This window comes from Trueperella pecoris, from assembly GCF_014926385.1.
GTDB classification, from domain to species: domain Bacteria; phylum Actinomycetota; class Actinomycetes; order Actinomycetales; family Actinomycetaceae; genus Trueperella; species Trueperella pecoris.
Map to the genome: position 1 here is coordinate 1,591,036 of NZ_CP053291.1, position 16,985 is coordinate 1,608,020.

At 63.3% G+C, this 16,985-nt stretch carries 16 protein-coding genes; 3 read left to right on the forward strand and 13 right to left on the reverse strand.

What is annotated here, in order from left to right:
• Positions 1 to 3: 3 nt before the first annotated feature.
• From HLG82_RS07395 to HLG82_RS07405, 3 genes are read right to left on the reverse strand one after another with little or no spacing between them, the layout of a single operon-like run.
• A complete protein-coding gene (locus HLG82_RS07395) occupies positions 4 to 450 on the reverse strand; it encodes a DUF6912 family protein (RefSeq protein WP_193326219.1) in 447 nt (148 codons plus the stop codon).
• 9 nt (positions 451 to 459) lie between these two features.
• Positions 460 to 1,575 (reverse strand): CpaE/TadZ family protein, encoded by a 1,116-nt coding sequence (locus HLG82_RS07400; protein ID WP_193326220.1) that lies wholly within the window; start codon positions 1,573 to 1,575, stop codon positions 460 to 462.
• Positions 1,576 to 1,586: 11 nt separating this feature from the next.
• Positions 1,587 to 2,180, reverse strand: a complete 594-nt coding sequence (locus HLG82_RS07405; protein WP_193326221.1) for a hypothetical protein — start codon at positions 2,178 to 2,180, stop codon at positions 1,587 to 1,589.
• 106 nt (positions 2,181 to 2,286) lie between these two features.
• Between HLG82_RS07405 and HLG82_RS07410 the strand changes: the two genes are divergently transcribed.
• Complete coding sequence (locus tag HLG82_RS07410) at positions 2,287 to 2,496, forward strand: helix-turn-helix domain-containing protein (RefSeq protein ID WP_193326222.1); 210 nt, start codon at positions 2,287 to 2,289, stop codon at positions 2,494 to 2,496.
• Here HLG82_RS07410 and HLG82_RS07415 read toward each other — a convergent pair.
• Positions 2,493 to 3,092, reverse strand: a complete 600-nt coding sequence (locus HLG82_RS07415) for a hypothetical protein (RefSeq protein ID WP_193326223.1) — start codon at positions 3,090 to 3,092, stop codon at positions 2,493 to 2,495. The genes HLG82_RS07410 and HLG82_RS07415 overlap by 4 nt on opposite strands.
• 215 nt (positions 3,093 to 3,307) lie before the next feature.
• Between HLG82_RS07415 and HLG82_RS07420 the strand changes: the two genes are divergently transcribed.
• Both HLG82_RS07420 and HLG82_RS07425 read left to right on the forward strand, forming a co-directional pair.
• Positions 3,308 to 3,976: a LysM peptidoglycan-binding domain-containing protein gene (locus tag HLG82_RS07420; RefSeq protein WP_193326224.1), complete on the forward strand. Its 669-nt coding sequence runs from the start codon at positions 3,308 to 3,310 to the stop codon at positions 3,974 to 3,976.
• 9 nt (positions 3,977 to 3,985) lie between these two features.
• Positions 3,986 to 4,501, forward strand: coding sequence for an Rv3235 family protein (locus HLG82_RS07425; protein WP_193326225.1), 516 nt, complete (start codon positions 3,986 to 3,988; stop codon positions 4,499 to 4,501).
• A gap of 40 nt (positions 4,502 to 4,541) precedes the next feature.
• On the opposite strand, the gene secA is transcribed toward HLG82_RS07425, so the two are convergent.
• From secA to nuoH, 9 genes are all read right to left on the reverse strand, one after another.
• Entirely contained in the window at positions 4,542 to 7,382 is a 2,841-nt protein-coding gene (secA, locus tag HLG82_RS07430; protein WP_216858925.1) for a preprotein translocase subunit SecA, read from the reverse strand.
• A 161-nt stretch (positions 7,383 to 7,543) separates the two neighbouring features.
• Positions 7,544 to 8,554, reverse strand: a complete 1,011-nt coding sequence (locus tag HLG82_RS07435; protein WP_255313859.1) for a polyprenyl synthetase family protein — start codon at positions 8,552 to 8,554, stop codon at positions 7,544 to 7,546.
• Complete coding sequence (gene nuoN / locus HLG82_RS07440; RefSeq protein ID WP_193326227.1) at positions 8,551 to 10,155, reverse strand: NADH-quinone oxidoreductase subunit NuoN; 1,605 nt, start codon at positions 10,153 to 10,155, stop codon at positions 8,551 to 8,553. The genes HLG82_RS07435 and nuoN overlap by 4 nt, the downstream gene beginning before the upstream one ends.
• Positions 10,155 to 11,687, reverse strand: coding sequence for an NADH-quinone oxidoreductase subunit M (locus HLG82_RS07445; RefSeq protein ID WP_193326228.1), 1,533 nt, complete (start codon positions 11,685 to 11,687; stop codon positions 10,155 to 10,157). The genes nuoN and HLG82_RS07445 overlap by 1 nt, the downstream gene beginning before the upstream one ends.
• Before the next feature lie 21 nt (positions 11,688 to 11,708).
• On the reverse strand, positions 11,709 to 13,592 hold the full coding sequence (nuoL, locus tag HLG82_RS07450; protein ID WP_193327768.1) for an NADH-quinone oxidoreductase subunit L: 1,884 nt from the start codon (positions 13,590 to 13,592) through the stop codon (positions 11,709 to 11,711).
• Positions 13,593 to 13,668: 76 nt separating this feature from the next.
• On the reverse strand, positions 13,669 to 13,968 hold the full coding sequence (nuoK, locus tag HLG82_RS07455) for an NADH-quinone oxidoreductase subunit NuoK (RefSeq protein WP_193326229.1): 300 nt from the start codon (positions 13,966 to 13,968) through the stop codon (positions 13,669 to 13,671).
• Positions 13,968 to 14,987, reverse strand: a complete 1,020-nt coding sequence (locus HLG82_RS07460) for an NADH-quinone oxidoreductase subunit J (protein ID WP_255313861.1) — start codon at positions 14,985 to 14,987, stop codon at positions 13,968 to 13,970. Before HLG82_RS07460 ends, nuoK begins: the two co-directional genes overlap by 1 nt.
• The gene (gene nuoI, locus HLG82_RS07465) at positions 14,984 to 15,655 is read right to left on the reverse strand and encodes an NADH-quinone oxidoreductase subunit NuoI (RefSeq protein ID WP_193326230.1); all 672 of its coding nucleotides are present in this window, start codon (positions 15,653 to 15,655) and stop codon (positions 14,984 to 14,986) included. The genes HLG82_RS07460 and nuoI overlap by 4 nt, the downstream gene beginning before the upstream one ends.
• On the reverse strand, positions 15,655 to 16,983 hold the full coding sequence (gene nuoH / locus HLG82_RS07470) for an NADH-quinone oxidoreductase subunit NuoH (RefSeq protein ID WP_255313862.1): 1,329 nt from the start codon (positions 16,981 to 16,983) through the stop codon (positions 15,655 to 15,657). The genes nuoI and nuoH overlap by 1 nt, the downstream gene beginning before the upstream one ends.
• Positions 16,984 to 16,985 lie beyond the last annotated feature (2 nt).

Here is a 16,985-nt window from a genome sequence, read left to right on the forward strand (position 1 = left end):
CGGTTAGCCGAGCTCTTGCGCAAGCGCGGAGCGCTCGATGATGTCATACCACATGAGGTCGATGTCTCCTGTGGACATGAAGGCCTGATCATCCCCCGCCAATGCGCGATCAACGAGAGCCTCGGACCCGGGCTCGTCGACGAGGATCGTTTCGACATCCGCCCACGACACCGCAGCGGTCAGCTCCCGCGCTGAAGGCAGGTCATCGGCCGGAGCGAGCACGCGATCTTGAACCTCAGCCACGCACAGCATGCGCCGCCGGGCTCTAGCGCCGGTTTGCCCAAGGCGTCGCAGCGATTCGTCAGCTGCAGCCAAGGTGGCGATCATTTCCCAGCCCTCGGCGTCCTCATTCGGAACGGCCATTTTGAGCTCGGCGGTCACGGCGTGTACCAACCGTGGCGTGATATCGGCCGTGAGATCCAACGGGGTCAGCGGAATGTAGATGCGCATATGCACATCCTAGCCGCGCGAACCGGTGGCCTCTAACTCGAGCGCGCGCCACAACGCCGCGACGTCCTTCGAATAGCCAGAACGAGGGAACGCCTGCGTGAGGGCCCGGCCCTCCAACTCGCATTGCTCGGCGCGCCGGCGATCGCCCCTGATCAGGTGGCACGCCATCGGCGCGCCTGCCAGCAGCTCCGCGACCTTAGCCCGCCCGCCCATGCCCAAACCGTGCTCGGAAAGGACGACGACGCCGCGGTGCATGCCAGGCCGGTCTGTGCCCACGGAGTCCAGGTGTTCGACAAACCTACGCAGGCCCACGGGGCTGCCCCAACCAACATGGAGGACGACGTCGGCCGCCTCAAGCGCCGATCGCGTCAATGCATGCCGATCCTCTCGGCCGGGCCTAGATTCCATGCCGCCAGCCAGATCGATGAGGACAGTTTGGGCTTGCCCGGCCAGCGGCTGCCACATCCGTTCAACGACGACGCGCGGCAGCTCCCGCCAGCGCTCACCCGTGTTGAGCCCTGCGAGGAGACGCCCGGGCCTGCCGGCGTCGCGCCCGGGCAAGTCAACCAGCACCGAGTCAAGAATCTCCTGCGGGTCCTTACCTCGTTCAATGTGTCGCGCGAGAGCCACGATCGCGGATGTTTCTTCGAGGCCGTACATCTGAGTCAGCGAGGGCCGCTGGGTGTCCCCATCAACAACCATCACATCCGGGCAGATCGCCGCGAGATCCCGCACGAGCGCCGACCGCCCGGTGCTTCCTCCCGGTCCCCACACGGCGACGATCTTGCCACGTGGGGGTTGCGCCGCTGTTTGCCCGTCCGAAATCGTGCCGCGGACGAAAGCGACCATGTCCGTCTCGGCCACGACTATCGCGCCTAGCGCTTCGACTTCCTTCGCAGGCCTACTACCAGGAACGACGCCGACCATCGCCCCCTCGCGTCTGAGCTGGCTGACGAGCGACAGGTCGAGCAACGGCTCCTCGCCCGAGAGTAGGACGACGTCACCAAGACCCGCCTCAACGCCGGCCAACACCTCGGCAAGATCGCCACAGCGACGCGCGATCCGCCCCTCCTGCCCATAAGCTGCAAGGCCGCGGACGACGGCGTCGTCAAGGTGGCTGGGCAAACACAACAGGATCATGGCCGACCGCCGGGCCCGACGAGCACGATGCCATCCTTGGAGCCGAGAGCCTCGAGGATCGCGGGAACATCAGCGGGCTCGACCCGAATCTGGGCCTGGGCACCGTTCGTCCGGAGAGTGTCGGGCTTGTCGAGGCCAACCAGGATGGCCCGGTCAGTCATCATCCGTGCTTCGGCCGGGCTGTTCATGTCCGCTTGGCTTACCCTCCACACATTGATGTTCTCCCCCACTTTCACGCTCGCCGGCAGGTCGGTCAGCAGCGGCACCGACAAGTCGACGAGGCCCTGTGCGGCTCCCATTGCCGTATGACTCAAGAGGTCACCGGCGCCGATGGAGTGGGCAGCACGGGTACCCGGAGGGATCTCACCCGGGCGCACGTAACCGTCCCCCACACTCGCGGGCAGTTGTGCGACCACGAACTGGCTCTCATCTAGCGTGCTTCCCTCGGCGATCTCCGCCTGGGCGCGAAGCATCGGAACCGTTGCCTCTCCAGCCAGCAAGAACGAGCCTGCGATTCCGCCTCCGGCGACCAGAAGCACGCCCGCCGCAAGCCGCGGGTCTTTCCAAGGAACAAATTTTGACATAGCCATGACTTAAGAGTCACACACCTGCTTAGCTGTTGGCTTTCATTGTCCACAGGTATAAAACTTGTGTATAACTTGTTTTTTCATCACCTGAAGATGGGAGACTCTCGCTATGGCTAGATTTTTGACAATCGCTGACGTCGCTGAGTACCTCAACGTGTCTGCCGGTCAGGTGCGCACACTCATCAAGAACGGTGAGATTCCCGCGATCCAGGTGGGCGGGCGTGGGCAGTGGCGCATCGAAGATGCGATGCTTGCACAATACGTCGAGCGCGGCTACGAAATTACCCGCCAGAAAATCGCGGCGGGCGAGGACCTCTAGAAAGAACTTGTCAAGGCGCGGTTGACGCGCGCCTGGCTAATCACGGCTATTGCGGATATGGGCAGGACCAGCCGCAATAGCCGTTCGCTTTCCTCGTAGTCGTAGGACGCGTGCCATGGGCTCGCCCACGAACCGTATCGGGCACTGTCACTGTCCTTGTCGATGAGCACGTGATCACGCCCCACGCCGATGATCTGGGCGCTCACTTCCATGTCAACACATGAGAACTGGGCGTAGGCGTATTGCAACTCCCGCAGGAACGAGCCCACGGTGACGGGCAGATCGGGCCCGCACGTGTGGACGATCGAGGACTGGTAGACGCTCGTGACGGCTGGAATGAGGACGACGTGTTGGTCGGCCCCGTCCTCGAGCAGGAACCACCCCTGCCCGACGACTTTCACCCTCCCGCGCACGCTCTGTTTGGGGCCACGGACCCCGACGTGGACGAGAGCGCCCATCGAGCCGCGTATCCGATCCTCCACCGTCAGCGTGGCGCGTTCGGCGTCGGCGAGATCCGCAACCTCGGCCAAGAGCCCTTCGCGCTCTTCCTGCTCCACCTTCGATGCGATGTCGTACGCGAGAAGTAACCAATCCATGCCTCAACACTAGGCCCACGTAACTGAAACGGTTTTCACTTTCCACAGCCCACTATTCCGTTTTCGCAGTTAACGTCCACCTTTCCCTTACAGTCGATTACATCCGGTCTCATGTGCCGAAATGCCGTGTATACCCACTAGAAACAGTTGCGCCAAATGGGACAAACTAACCTGCACATCATCAAACAACACCAAACGACATGATTGGAGATCGCATGACGATCGATCCTCTCCTCAGACCCGCTCGGTCCCCGCAGCAGGAGCTCGAGTTCGCGCTTGTCATCCTCGCGGGCACGATCCTCACCACACTCATCGTGTGGTACGCGATCTCCATCATCCTTCTCGCGCTCGCTCACGGCACCAACAGCCATCGGTTGCGCGCAACCGTGGCGCGTTGGGGAGCCCCGTTCATCAAGGGCCTAGCCGCAACGGGGCTTGCCGCCACGTTGGCAACGCCCGCTTTCGCGGCAGCGACAAAACCGGATGCCATTGACCTCAGCTGGGGCGCCGGGATCTCCCTTCCGGAGACCTCACCGATCTCGGCGCCACAGCTGGTTCCCTCCCCCGATCTCGACACGACGCCGAGCCCGCCAGCGAGCCTTACGCCGAGCCCGACGCCGGCGGCGCCGCCGGTCCCGGCTCAGCCCGCTCCGGCGTCCATATCGAGCGTGAGCCGCACCGAACCCGGCGACGTCATCATCGGGGGCCGCATACACGTCGTCGCGCACGGAGACTCGCTATGGCGCATCGCCCGCACGCTTTACCCCTCATCTTCCGATGCCGAACTCGCCACCATCGTCCAGGGCATCTACCGCGCCAACGCTGCCGTCATCGGCCCCGACCCCGACCACATCCGCCCAGGCCAACGCCTACAACTCAGCTAAGGACAATACATGAGCCAGCTCGCCGTACTCGAGCCCCCTAGGACCAAGTCCTACCCCGGAAAGACCGCGACCACCCTAGCCGCACCCGCCCTCAACGCGGAGGACCTTCCCAAATTCGACCGCGCCGCCTTCAGCTCACCGAAGCTCGATCGGAGAATGTATCGCGATGGCCCCCTCGACGTCGTCCCCGACGCGCTTGTCCCTCCCGACCGGTTCGCTGCCTCCATCGTCGGACAGGCCATCGAGGTACTTATGGGTCACCGGCCCGTCCGTCAGCTACAAACGTGGATGCACCCCAGCGTCTATGAGGCGCTCTCCCGGCGCGCCGGCCTCGGCCACCGCATTCATGGCAAGCCCGAGAAATGCCGATCCCCACGGATCAAACGTGTGCGAGTGTGCGAGCCGCGCGACGGCGTCGCCGAGGCCTCGCTCGTCGTCTTCGACGGGCACAAAATCCGCGCCGCAGCCACCCGGCTCGAGGTGCGGCGAGGGCGCTGGCATGTGACTGCCCTCGAAATCATCTAGCCACGAGTGTGGCCTCCCCATCGGGAGGCCACACCATCATCTACTTGTTCTTCCTCGCCGCACGGCGCTGAGCCCGATTCATCCCCGCCTGAGGATCACCCTGTGGCTCGTCCTTGGCGTAGAAGGAGCTTCCTGCCTTACCCGCCTTGCCGTCCTGGCCGGCGGAGGAGCTGTAGGTCAGATTCTGCTGCATACGCGGGCGCTTGATGCCGAGGATCTTCTCCGTCGACGCGGGCTTGGTAGAACCCTCCCCGCTATCGGCCCGCTGTGGCACCGCCTGCTTTTGGCCGATGAAAGAAGACTTCCCAGGCTCGGCGACCGCCGCGTTCTGCGCGGCCTCCACGGCCTCACGGGCCATCCGCTCCGACGGCAACTCGAAGTTGAGAAGATGACGTACGGTCTCCTCCCGAATCGAGTCATTCATCTGCTGGAACATGTGGTAGCCCTCCTGCTTGTACTCGACAAGCGGATCGCGCTGAGCCATCGCGCGCAGGCCAATACCTTCCTTGAGGTAATCCATCTCGTACAGGTGCTCGCGCCACTTGCGATCGAGGACGGTGAGGAGCACCTGGCGCTCGATGTTACGCATCTGCTCCGCGCCGAGCTCGTCCTCGCGCTCTTCGTAAATGGCGGCCACATCGTCACGAATCTCGCTGAGAACGACCGTGCGCGTCAAATCACGCTGGTCTCCCCCGTGAGCCTCAACCAACTCCTCCACCGTGAACGACGGCTTGTAAATGTTACGCAGGTCGGTCCAGAAGGAATGCATGTCCCATTCGTCGGCAGAGCCCTGGGTGTGGCTGGCCACAATGTCGTCGATCACGAAGGTCAGGAAGGAATCAATCTGATCCTCCACGTCCTCGCCCTCAAGGATGCGGCGGCGCTCGGCATAGACGGTGGTGCGCTGCTCGTTCATGACGTCGTCATACTTGAGCACGTTCTTGCGCATCTCGGCGTTGCGCGCCTCGATCTGGGTCTGCGCACGCTCGATCGCGGAGCTGAGCAGCTTGAAGTCGAGAGCCTGGTCTTCGGGCCCGTTCTTGAAGCCGCTCACGGCGCGCGTGTTGCCGAACAGGCGCATGAGGTCGTCGTCGAGCGAAAGATAGAAACGCGACTTGCCCGGATCGCCCTGGCGCCCGGAACGTCCACGCAGCTGGTTGTCGATGCGGCGCGACTCGTGGCGCTCAGAACCAAGCACATACAGGCCGCCGAGAGCCACGACCTCGTCATGTTCCTTGGCCACCATAGCCTTGGCCTCCGCCAGCACTTTTGGCCAGGTCGCCTCGTACTCCTCAGCATTCTCCTCGGGATCCAGCCCGCGCTTATTCATCAGGTCGACGGCGATGTACTCGGCATTTCCGCCAAGCATGATGTCGGTACCACGGCCAGCCATGTTGGTCGCCACAGTCACGGCTCCCTTGCGGCCCGCCATCGCCACCACCGCGGCCTCACGCTCGTGCTGCTTGGCGTTGAGCACCTCGTGCGGCACATGAGCCTTCTTCAGCAATGCCGAAAGCTTCTCCGAATTCTCCACCGACGCCGTACCCACAAGTACGGGCTGACCCGACTGGAAGCACTCCTTGATATCCTCCACAATCGCGTTAAATTTGCCGCGCTCCGTGGGATACACCAGGTCGGTCTCATCAACGCGTTGCATCGGGCGGTTGGTCGGAATCGGAACGACGCCGATGTCGTAGGTCGACGCGAATTCCTCGGCCTCGGTCTCCGCCGTACCTGTCATGCCCGAGAGCTTGTCATACAGGCGGAAGTAGTTCTGCAACGTGATCGTGGCCAGCGTCTGGTTCTCGGCCTTGATCTCCACGCCTTCCTTCGCCTCGATTGCCTGGTGCATGCCCTCGTTGTACCGGCGCCCGGGAAGCACACGGCCCGTGTGCTCATCGACGATCATGACCTCGCCGTTGGCAACGATGTAGTCCTGATCGCGGGTGAAAAGCTCCTTGGCCTTGATGGCATTGTTGAGATAACCGATCAGCGGGGTGTTGACCGACTCGTAAAGGTTGTCAATGCCGAGCATGTCCTCGATCTTGTCGATGCCTGGCTCGAGGATACCCACGTTGCGCTTCTTCTCATCGACCTCGTAGTCGATATTCCGGGTGAGGTGATCCATGGCCTGGGAGAACATCGAATACCACTTGTTGGCATCGCCCTCTGCCGGGCCTGAGATGATGAGCGGGGTGCGCGCCTCATCGATGAGGATCGAGTCCACCTCATCGACGATCGCGAAGTAGTGCTCGCGCTGAACGAGACTATCCAGGCTCATCGCCATGTTGTCACGCAGGTAATCGAAGCCGAATTCATTGTTCGTGCCGTAGGTGATGTCGCACCCGTACTGCTCACGACGTTCGGCGGGCGTCAGCCCCGTCGTGATACAACCGGTGGTCATGCCCATGAAACGATAGACGCGGCCCATGAGCTCCGACTGGTAGGAGGCCAGGTAATCGTTGACGGTGACGACGTGGACGCCCTTGCCCGGAATCGCATTCAGGTAAGCAGCAAGCGTTGCCACGAGCGTCTTTCCCTCGCCCGTCTTCATCTCGGCGATATTGCCAAGGTGAAGTGCGGCGCCGCCCATAATCTGGACGTCATAGTGGCGCTGGCCCAGCGTACGCACCGACGCTTCACGGATGGCGGCGAAGGCCTCCGGCAGGAGGTCATCCAGGCTCTCACCAGCCGCGTAGCGCTCGCGGAATTCGGCCGTCTGCCCCTTGAGCTCCTCATCGGTCATCTCCGAAAAGACATCCTCAAGTTCGTTGACCTGAGCCGTGATGCTCTGAAGCTTCTTCAGGGTGCGGCCTTCTCCGGCTCGCAGAATCTTGTCAATCAGTTTGCGCACGTTTGCTCCTTTAAAGACTGCCGACATTCTACCGGTTTCCCGCCCCCGAACGGCAATCGGTTGTCCTACTTCTCTGTGAGCCGAGCACCTGCCCACGCGGCCCGTGCGAATCCCCGCCTCCCGGGCATGACAAAGGCGGAGAGCACGAGTCCTCCGCCTTTTCACAACTGACCACAATAACGGCTTGGCTAGGCCATACGCTCCACCATCGCGTGTGCGAACATGACCAGGTAGCCGTACACCTCGCGATCCTCCAGCCCCGCTAGATGCGTCAACGCCTCGTCGACCAAACTGCGGGCAAGCGTGCGCGTCTCATCAACGACCGGGTGAGCCTTGAGCATCTCGACCACCTGCGCCAGGCGTTCGTCCTCATCGAGCCGCCCCTCCGCCAAGAAGGCGAGGATGGCCGCGCCGGAGTCGTCGATGGTACCGTCCGCCGCCGCACGCTCAAGAAGGAGCGTAGGCATGGTCGGGACACCCTCGAGGAGGTCAGTGCCCGGCGTCTTGCCGGTCAGGTCCGGATCGGAGGCGAGGTCGATGACGTCGTCGGCAATCTGGAAGGCGACGCCGATCCCCTCGCCGAACTGCGCAAGCGCCTCGCTCGTCTCATCCGGGCCGCCCGCGGCCATCACTCCGTGGTGGGCTGAGGCCGCGATCAGCGAGCCCGTCTTGCCGGAGAGCACCTTGAGGTGATGCTCGATAGGATCCTCCCCCGCCTGCGGGCCAACCGTCTCGTGAAGCTGGCCCATGCACAGGCGCTCGAAGGACTCGGCATGCATGTAGATCGCCTTCTGCCCAAGCCCCGCAACGATTTTCGACGCGCGGGAGAAGAGCACATCGCCCGCCATGATGGCCGACGAGTTCCCAAAGATGTATTGGGCAGTCGGGACCCCACGCCGCTTGGGCGCTTCGTCCATGACGTCGTCGTGATAGAGCGAGGCAAGGTGGGTCAACTCCATGACCACCGCCGCGTCGATCACGTCCGGCGAATCCGGGTGTGGGCCCACCTCCGCCGCGAGCAGTGTCAGCAACGGGCGCAGCCGCTTGCCGCCGGCGTCAGCGAGGTAGGAGGTGGCGCTGTCAACGACGACGTCGTCCACCCGGCACACCGAACGCAGACGTTCTTCAACGACCTCCATGCGCTCGGCGATGCGGCGGGCAAACGGATCGTCGCTGGTGAGAAACTCGGTTACGCTCACGCGAAGGACCCCATGATGAAGTCGAGCACGATGTGCGGCACGACGCCGAGCGCGAGCGTGGTGATCGCCGCAAGGATGATCGCGACAATCGACATGCCCTCGGACTCGACGACAGCCGTGGTTTCGCCGTCGGGCTCGCGGAAGAACATCAGCTGGATCAGGCGGAAGTAGAACACCGCCGTCGCCGCCGAGGCCAGGACCGCGAGAACCACGAGAACCGTCATGCCGCCGGTAATACCTGCGCGGAAAACCTCGAACTTTCCGATGAAGCCGCCGGTGAGCGGGATGCCCGCAAATGACAGCAGGAAGATCGTCATCGAGACGGCCATCATGGGGCTACGCTTGCCCAGGCCCGCCCAACTCGAGAGCTTCGTGGCTTCGCCGAGAACGTTGCCGTGAGCGTCGCGTTCGCGCACCAGCGTCACGACACCGAAGGCACCGACCGTCGCCACCGCGTAGGCAAGCAGGTAGAACAGGACCGCCGGGACGGCCTGAAGCGTCGATTCGGGCTTGGAGATCACGTCGATGGAGTTCACCGCGATGAGGATGAAGCCCGCGTGCGCGATTGAGGAGTACGCCAAGAGGCGCTTGACGTCGGTCTGCACCAGGCCCATCACTGTGCCGATGAGGATCGTGGCGATGATGACGATCCACATGAAGACGTTGATCGAGGACCACACCGGGGTGACCAGCAGGATGAAAACGCGCATCAACGCGACGAAGGCGGCAGCCTTCGTACCGGCGGCCATGAATCCGGTGATCGGCGTCGGGGCGCCCTGGTAGACGTCCGGCGTCCAGGAGTGGAACGGGGCCGCGCCCACCTTGAACAGCAGGCCGATGACGAGCATGACGACGCCGACGGCGAGGAGCGCGTTCGGGGCCTGGAGAATGCCGCGCGTCACCTGAATGATCGCGCCCTCGATGCTGAGGACGCCGGTGGCGCCGTAGATGAGGGCCGCACCCATGAGGAAGATGGCCGAAGAGAATGCGCCGAGGATGAAGTACTTCAGCGCGGCCTCCTGCGACAGCAGGCGCTTGCGGCGGGCGGTTGCCGAGAGCACATACAGCGGAAGCGAGAGGACCTCGAGGGCGATGAAGAAGGTCAGCAGGTCGTAGGCCGAGGTGAAGGCCATCATGCCGCCCGTTGCGAAGAGCGCCAACGGGAAGATCTCGGTCTGCTGACGTCCCAGGCGGGTGAACTCGCGTTCGGCGGGCGAACCCGGGCGGGTGGCCGCGGCCGCGGCGAACGCACCCTCGCGGGTCTCCGTTCGGTCAGCGATCACGAGGAAGGACAAGAGCGCGCCGACGACGATGACCGTCTGCGCAATCAGCGAGATCGAGTCCTCAACTAGGCCGAGCGCCACGGTTCCATTCTCGTGGCGGGTGATCGCCAGCGGGATAATGCGTGCGCCGCTGGCCTGGAGCTCAGTCCACCGCCACACGACGGCCACAAGCGTGCCGGCCAGGGCCGTCAGCGAGAGCGTCACCTGCACGGCGCGACGCGCGCGGTAGGGAATGAATGCCTCGAACAGCGTGCCGAGGACGGCCGAGCCGAAGACAATCAGCAGTGGGAGGACTGCCAGCCATTCAATGTGAGTCATCACTTGGTGCTCCCTTCAGCGATCACCGAATCGGCCGCCAGATAGGTGGCGTAGCTTTCGGCAACCGGGTTAATGGCGTCAAGCGCAAGGGCCGGGAAAAAGCCGAGCACGAGCATCGCCGCGATGAGCGCGCCCATGACCGTCTTTTCGCGGCCGTTGAGGTCAGCAGCGTGCTCGGAAGGCTTCGGCCCGGTGAAGACGCGCTGATAGGGCAGAAGGATGTAGAGCGCGGCGAGAACGACGCCGACGACGCCGACAAGCGCCGCCCACGAGGCAACCTCGAACGTGCCCATGAGGACCATGAATTCCGGTATGAAGCCCGACAAGCCCGGGAGGGCGATCGTGGCAAGGCCGCAGATTAGGAAGGTGCCCGCGATGACCGGGGTCACGCGCTGCCAGCCGCCGTACCGGGAAATGCAGTGCGAGCCGCCGCGCTGGCCCAAGAAGCCCACGATGAGGAACAGGCCGGCGGTGCCCACGCCGTGAGCCACCATGTAGAGGATCGCGCCGGCCAGGGCGATGGACGAGCCGGAGAAGATACCGATGACCATGAAACCAAAGTGGGACACCGAGGTGTAGGCCACCAGGCGCATGAGATCGTTGGAGGCGATGGCCATGAGCGCGCCCCAGATGATTGACACGAGTGCGAGGCCAATGATGATCGGGGCCGCGAACCTGGAAGCCTCCGGGAAGAGCGGCAAGCAGATGGCAATCATGCCGAAGGTGCCCATCTTATCGAGGATGCCCACGAGCAAGGTCGACGTGCCGGCAGGTGCTTCCTCGGTCGCATCCGGCAGCCAGGTGTGGACGGGCCACATCGGGGCCTTGATCGCGAACGCGATGAAGAAGGCGAGGAAGATCCACACCTGCGCGCTCGGCGGCATTTGCAAGCCGAGGGCGAGGTTGTCGAGTATGAACCCGCCAGAACCGCCGGGGCCGTATGCGTAGACGGCGATGACACCGACGAGCATGATCAGGCCACCCAGGAGGGAGTAGATGAGGAACTTCATCGCGGCCTTGCCACGCTGAGCGCCCTTGCCGTAGCGGCCGATCATGAAGAAGATCGGCAGGATCATCAGCTCAAACAGTACGTAGAACAAGAAAAGGTCGCGAGCCGCGAACAGTCCGATGATGATTGCCTCGAGGGCGAGGACCCAGGCGAAGTAGCCGGCCACGCGGTCGTCGTCGAGCTCATTCCACGAGGCCAGGATGACGACCGGCACCAGGAACACGGACATCGCGATCATCACCGCGCCCATCCCGTTGATACCCCAGGCGAGGGATACCCCGATCTGCGGAATCCACGAATAGTTCTCGGCGACCTGGATGGCCGAGGCGTTGGCGAGGTCGAACTCCGTCACCAGCGCGATGAGGAAGACCGCGGCGACAAGGAGCGAGACGCCCAGGGCGAGCGGGCGCGCCACGGAGCGCAGCGGCTTCACCAGCCACAGCAGCAGCGCGCCCACCACCGACAGGAGGATGATGGTTGTCAGCCAGGGGAACCCGGCTTCTAAAACAGTGTGCAATTGCATGAACCTCTTGTCCTCCCAGCCTTAGAGCGTCGAACCGACGACGACGATAAGTGCAATGACCAGGCCGATGGAGATGTAGCTGGCGTAGTTACGGGCGTATCCGGTCTGGAACTTGCCAAGGACAGTGCCGAGTGCCGGCGTGCCCTTCGCTACCCCGCTGACTGCGCCATCGACCAGTGCCCGATCGACGACGTCGGTGCCGGCGACGAGCGCCATACCCGGCTTCATGAACAGGCCTTCGTTAATCTGGTCTTGGAAGAGATCGACGCGCGCGGCACGGGTCAGGCCGTTGCCGATCGGTGCCGACTTCGGCATCGGGCTCGCAACGTACATCTTCCATGCCAGGCCGACGCCGAGCGCGACCATGACCAGGGTGATTCCGGTGATCGCCGGAACCGGCAGGACGGGCGCCTCGTGGGCGGCGTGACCGATGGCCGGTTCAAGCCAGGTGAGGAAGCCCGTGTAGTTGAGGATCGCGCCGAGCACAACCGAGCCGAAGGCGAGCAGCGCCATCGGGACCCACATCAGCGGGGACGGATCGTGCGGGTGGTGGGCGTCCGGTCCCTCGGGTGCCCAGCGTTCTTTTCCGAGGAAGATCCCGAAGAAGAGGCGAGACATGTAGAAGGCGGTCAGCCCGGCGACGAGCACGGTGATCGTGCCGAAGATCCACGGCAATGCCCCTTCGCCGGTGAAGGCTATCTCGATGATCTTGTCCTTGGAGAAGAACCCGGACAGGAAGGGGAAGCCGATGATGGCCAGGTAGCCGGCGAAGAAGGTCACGAATGTGATCTTCATGTGCTTGGCGAGTCCTCCGAAGCCGCGGATGCCCACCTCGTCCTTCATGCCGTGCATGACGGCGCCGGCCCCAAGGAACATGTTGGCCTTGAAGAAACCGTGGGTGACGAGGTGGAAGATCGCGAATCCAGCACCGACCGGGCCGAGGCCCGCGGCGAGCATCATGTAGCCAATCTGCGACATGGTCGAGGCCGCAAGGACCTTCTTCATGTCGTCCTTAGCCGCGCCGACGATCGCACCAAAAACGAGGGTGATCAGACCGATGAGGGCCACGAGGAGCGCGGCGGCGGGGGCGGCGGCGTAGACGGCGCCCGAGCGGACCATGAGGTAGACGCCCGCGGTGACCATGGTAGCCGCGTGGATGAGCGCCGAGACCGGGGTCGGGCCCGCCATGGCGTCCCCGAGCCAGGCCTGGAGCGGGAACTGGGCGGACTTACCGCAGGCTGCCAGCAGGAGGAAAACTCCGATGAAGGCAGCCGTGCCCTCCGAGACGTTTGCTACGCCCACGGAGACATCGCTAAACTTCACCGATCCGAACGCCGAGACCATCGCCATCATCGCGATGAGCATGCCTAGGTCGCCCACGCGGTTCATGACAAAGGCCTTCTTACCGGCGGTGGCGTACGCAGGAACGTGGTTCCAGAAGGAGATGAGCAGGTAGGAAGCCAGGCCCACGCCTTCCCAACCGAAGAACAGCACGGCGTAGGAGTTGCCGAGCACCAGGAGCAGCATGGCCGCCACGAACAGGTTGAGGTAGGCGAAGAAACGGCGCCTGGCCGGATCGTGCTCCATGTAGGACACGGAGTAGATGTGGATGAGGGTGCCGACGAAGGTCACGAGCATCACGAACGTGATCGACAGAGGGTCGACGCGGGTGGCGAAGTCCACCGCGAAATCGTTGACTACCGGGATCCACGTGAACAGCGTCGTCTCGACGACCCGCTCGCCGGCCTCCATGCCCAGGAGCTGGAGGGTCGCGGCCGCTCCGATGAAGAACGACGCCGTCGACGCGGCGATCGCCAGCCAGTGGCCCCACGTGTCGGCGAACTTTCCAGCCAGGAGGAGGATCGCGAAGCTGACCAGCGGAATCGCCACGGTCAGCCAGATCATGCCGGCTGCGCCCGTCGCAGTACCGACGGCCACGGTGCTTTGCGCAAGAATGCTAGTCAATGCTCACACCTGCCTATCAGTTCTTCATGAGGTTCGCGCCGTCAAGTGACGCGGTCCTGCGGGTACGGAAAATGGAGACGATGATGGCCAAGCCGACCACGACTTCAGCCGCGGCGACGACCATCACAAAGAATGCGAAGACCTGTCCTTCAAGGTTGCCCCACATGCGTGAGAACGTGATGAGGACGAGGTTGCACGAGTTGAGCATGATCTCGACGCCGAGCAGTGCGATCACTCCGTTGCGTCGGGTCAGAACAGTGGCTCCGCCCACGACGAAGAGGATCAGTGCGAGTACCACATAGTACATGAGGTGCATTAGTTCTCCTCCGTCTTGTCAGTCACGGTCTCGGTGAGGTGGTCGGCCTTGGTGACCTCGTCCGCGCCGGGAATGGTCTGTTCGGGCGTCGCGTCGATGACGTCACGGCCCTCCCCCGACTCGAGCGCCTCGAGCCTCGCCAGGGCGGCGTCGTGATCGGGAGCGAGCTCGCCGGGCATGCCCATGAGGGTCGAGCGCCCCACCTTGCCGTAGGTGGACGGACCCGAGACGCCCTCGCCCGTGGCGATGCGTTCGACAGTCTTGGGCGAAATCTCGCCAACGGTACGCATCTGACCGCGCACCTGTAGAACGCGGTTGACCGAGTTGGCGGCCGGCTGGCCGTAGGCAGTCAGCGCCGGGTTGGCCGAGGAGTTCGACTCCGCGTAGACGCCCGGGTTCGGCTTGTTGCCGATGTGACGGCCGTGCGTGACGAAGTCGCGCACCCCCTGATGGGCGCGGTCTTCCTGCGTGATGGGCTTGTGGAGCCGGTCGCGATGCGTGAGCGTCATGGCGCCGAGCGCAGCGACGATCAGCAACGTGCCGGTAAGCTGAAGGGTGAGGATGTGGTTGGAGAAGATCGACTTCGCTACGCCCACCGGGTTGCCATCGACGTTCGCGGCGGCAAGTCCCACAGCTTCGGGGTTGACCGCGCCGAGGACGACGCTGATGAGGATCGCACCCACGCCGATGCCGCCAAGGAAAGCGACGGGGCGCTGGCCCTTGAGCGTCTCGTGCGTCGAATCGGCCGAATCGACGCCGATGAGCATGAGGACGAAGAGGAACATCATGAGGATCGCGCCCGTGTAGACCACGACCTGTGCGACGCCCATGAAGGGGGCCTCGAGTGCGGTGTAGAGGATGGCTAGGCCCACCATGATGAAGATGACGGACACGACCGAGTATACGGCCTTGCGCGCGATGAGCAGTCCGAACACGGCGAGAGCCACCATGGCAAGGGCAGCTAGGCCGAAGATGATGGTCTCACCAAGGGAGATATCTAGAGGCTCAAATGGCATCATTTCTCGCCCTCAGCTTTCTGGGAGGCACGCGCGCCCTCGAGCGACGGATCGTCGGGGCGGTGCTCGGCTACCCAATCGATCTGTGCCTGGGTCGGGCCGGTGACGTTGCCCTGGTAGTAGTCGGCGTCGGTGGTTCCCTCCACCATCGGGTGCGGCGGGTTAAGCATTCCTTGCGCGAGCGGAACGAGGAGCTGATGCTTTTCGTAGATCATTTCCTCGCGCGTGGGTGCCGTGATCTCGTACTCGTTCGACATGGTCAGTGCGCGGGTCGGGCATGCCTGGATGCAGTACGCGCAGAAGATGCATCGAAGGTAGTTGACCTGATATACGCGCCCGTAGCGCTCGCCCGGGGAGTACTGTGCTCCCGGCGAGTTTGGCGCGGCCTCGACGTAGATGGCGTCCGCGGGGCATGCCCACGCACACAGCTCGCAGCCGATGCATTTCTCGAGCCCGTCGGCGTAGCGGTTGAGCTTGTGCAGGCCGTGATAGCGCGGGCGGGTGGGAACCTTCTTGTAGGGGTATTCCTCGGTGACCGTAGGACGGAAGATCGTCGAGAAGGTCACGCCAAAGCCGGCAACCGGCGAGAAGAAGGAGCCGATGGGGCCCTTCTTCGTCGGGCTATAAAGCGAAGGATCCGGTTGTTCGAAGAGTGGATTGTTATCTGACATTAGGCCTCCTCAAGAGTCTTCGTGTCGATCGACGAGCGATTGCGGGCTCGCGGCGAGGGCGGCAGGTGCTGGCCGGGAAGCGGCGGAACCGGGTAGCCGTTCTCGAAGCCATCGAACTCCTTGTGCTGGCGCTCTTCGATGATGTCCTGCTGGCTCTTCTTGATGGTGTCATCGCCAAACGCCAAAATGAGCAGGATGAGCGAGTAACCGATGGAGAGGATGACCAGGACGAGGGTCATGTTGATGGCGATGACCATGTTGATGCCGACCACGAACATGACGATGGTCAGCCAGCCAAGCGCCGCCGGGATGAGGCCCTTCCAGCCCAGGTGCATGAACTGGTCGTAGCGGAAGCGAAGGAGCGTTCCGCGGACCCAGACGAAGATGCCCATGAAGATCCACATCTTTGTGACGAAAACGAGGACCGGGAACCATCCGGTATTCGGATCGCCGCCCCACAGGCCAAACAGCGAGGTCAGGATCGGGCCGGACCGGTAGCCGCCGAAGAAAAGGGTGGTGGCCAACATCGACATGTTGAGCATGTTGACGTATTCGGCCAGGTAGTACCAGCCGAACTTCATCGATGAGTACTCCAAGTGCGGGCCGGCAACGATTTCGCCTTCGGCCTCCGGCAAGTCGAAGGGCAGGCGGTTGGTGCCACCGAACATGGTCACGAAGAAGATCATGAAGGCCGGCATGAGCAGGATGACGTTCCACAGGTCCGTCTGCGCGTTAACAATGCCAGAGGTGGACATCGTCGCAGCCGTGATGAAGATCGTCACGAGGGACAGGCCTTGGGCCAGCTCGTAGGAGATCATCTGCGTGGCGGCGCGAACCGAACCGTAGAGCGGGAGAGTCGACTTCGCTGACCACCCGCCTAGCACCATTCCGTATTCGCCCAGGGCGGCGGCCGCCAGAACGAACAGCATCGCCACGGGAGAGTCGGCAAGCTGGATCGGGGTGTAGATGCCGAACATGGACACGTTCGGTCCGACCGGGATAACCGCCATGGCCAGGAAGGAACACAGCGCCGCGATGGCGGGAGCGATCGCGTAGATGACCTTGTCTGCCCCGGCCAGCCAGAAGTCCTCCTTGAGGATCAGCTTGATCGCGTCCGGGAAGGACTGGCCAAGGCCCAGCGGGCCGACGGTGTTCGGGCCGAGTCGGTTCTGCATACGGGCGATGAGCCTGCGTTCAAACCAGAGTGCGAAGATCACGGAGAAGATGAGGAACACAACGATGGCAATCGCCTTGATCACCCAGATCCACCACGTGTCTTGCGAGAAGTCTGCCGCGACTCCCCCGACGTTAAAAATCACCGGATTCACTT

Coding starts and splice junctions, on each gene's coding strand:
- HLG82_RS07395 (WP_193326219.1), bottom strand. CDS start 450: ATGCGCATCTACATTCCGCTGACCCCGTTGGATCTCACGGCCGATATC.
- HLG82_RS07405 (WP_193326221.1), bottom strand. CDS start 2,180: ATGGCTATGTCAAAATTTGTTCCTTGGAAAGACCCGCGGCTTGCGGCG.
- HLG82_RS07410 (WP_193326222.1), top strand. CDS start 2,287: ATGGCTAGATTTTTGACAATCGCTGACGTCGCTGAGTACCTCAACGTG.
- HLG82_RS07415 (WP_193326223.1), bottom strand. CDS start 3,092: ATGGATTGGTTACTTCTCGCGTACGACATCGCATCGAAGGTGGAGCAG.
- HLG82_RS07420 (WP_193326224.1), top strand. CDS start 3,308: ATGACGATCGATCCTCTCCTCAGACCCGCTCGGTCCCCGCAGCAGGAG.
- HLG82_RS07425 (WP_193326225.1), top strand. CDS start 3,986: ATGAGCCAGCTCGCCGTACTCGAGCCCCCTAGGACCAAGTCCTACCCC.
- secA (WP_216858925.1), bottom strand. CDS start 7,382: ATGTCGGCAGTCTTTAAAGGAGCAAACGTGCGCAAACTGATTGACAAG.
- nuoN (WP_193326227.1), bottom strand. CDS start 10,155: ATGACTCACATTGAATGGCTGGCAGTCCTCCCACTGCTGATTGTCTTC.
- HLG82_RS07445 (WP_193326228.1), bottom strand. CDS start 11,687: ATGCAATTGCACACTGTTTTAGAAGCCGGGTTCCCCTGGCTGACAACC.
- nuoL (WP_193327768.1), bottom strand. CDS start 13,592: ATGATCTGGCTGACCGTGGCGATTCCGCTGGTCAGCTTCGCGATCCTC.
- nuoK (WP_193326229.1), bottom strand. CDS start 13,968: ATGCACCTCATGTACTATGTGGTACTCGCACTGATCCTCTTCGTCGTG.
- HLG82_RS07460 (WP_255313861.1), bottom strand. CDS start 14,987: ATGATGCCATTTGAGCCTCTAGATATCTCCCTTGGTGAGACCATCATC.
- nuoI (WP_193326230.1), bottom strand. CDS start 15,655: ATGTCAGATAACAATCCACTCTTCGAACAACCGGATCCTTCGCTTTAT.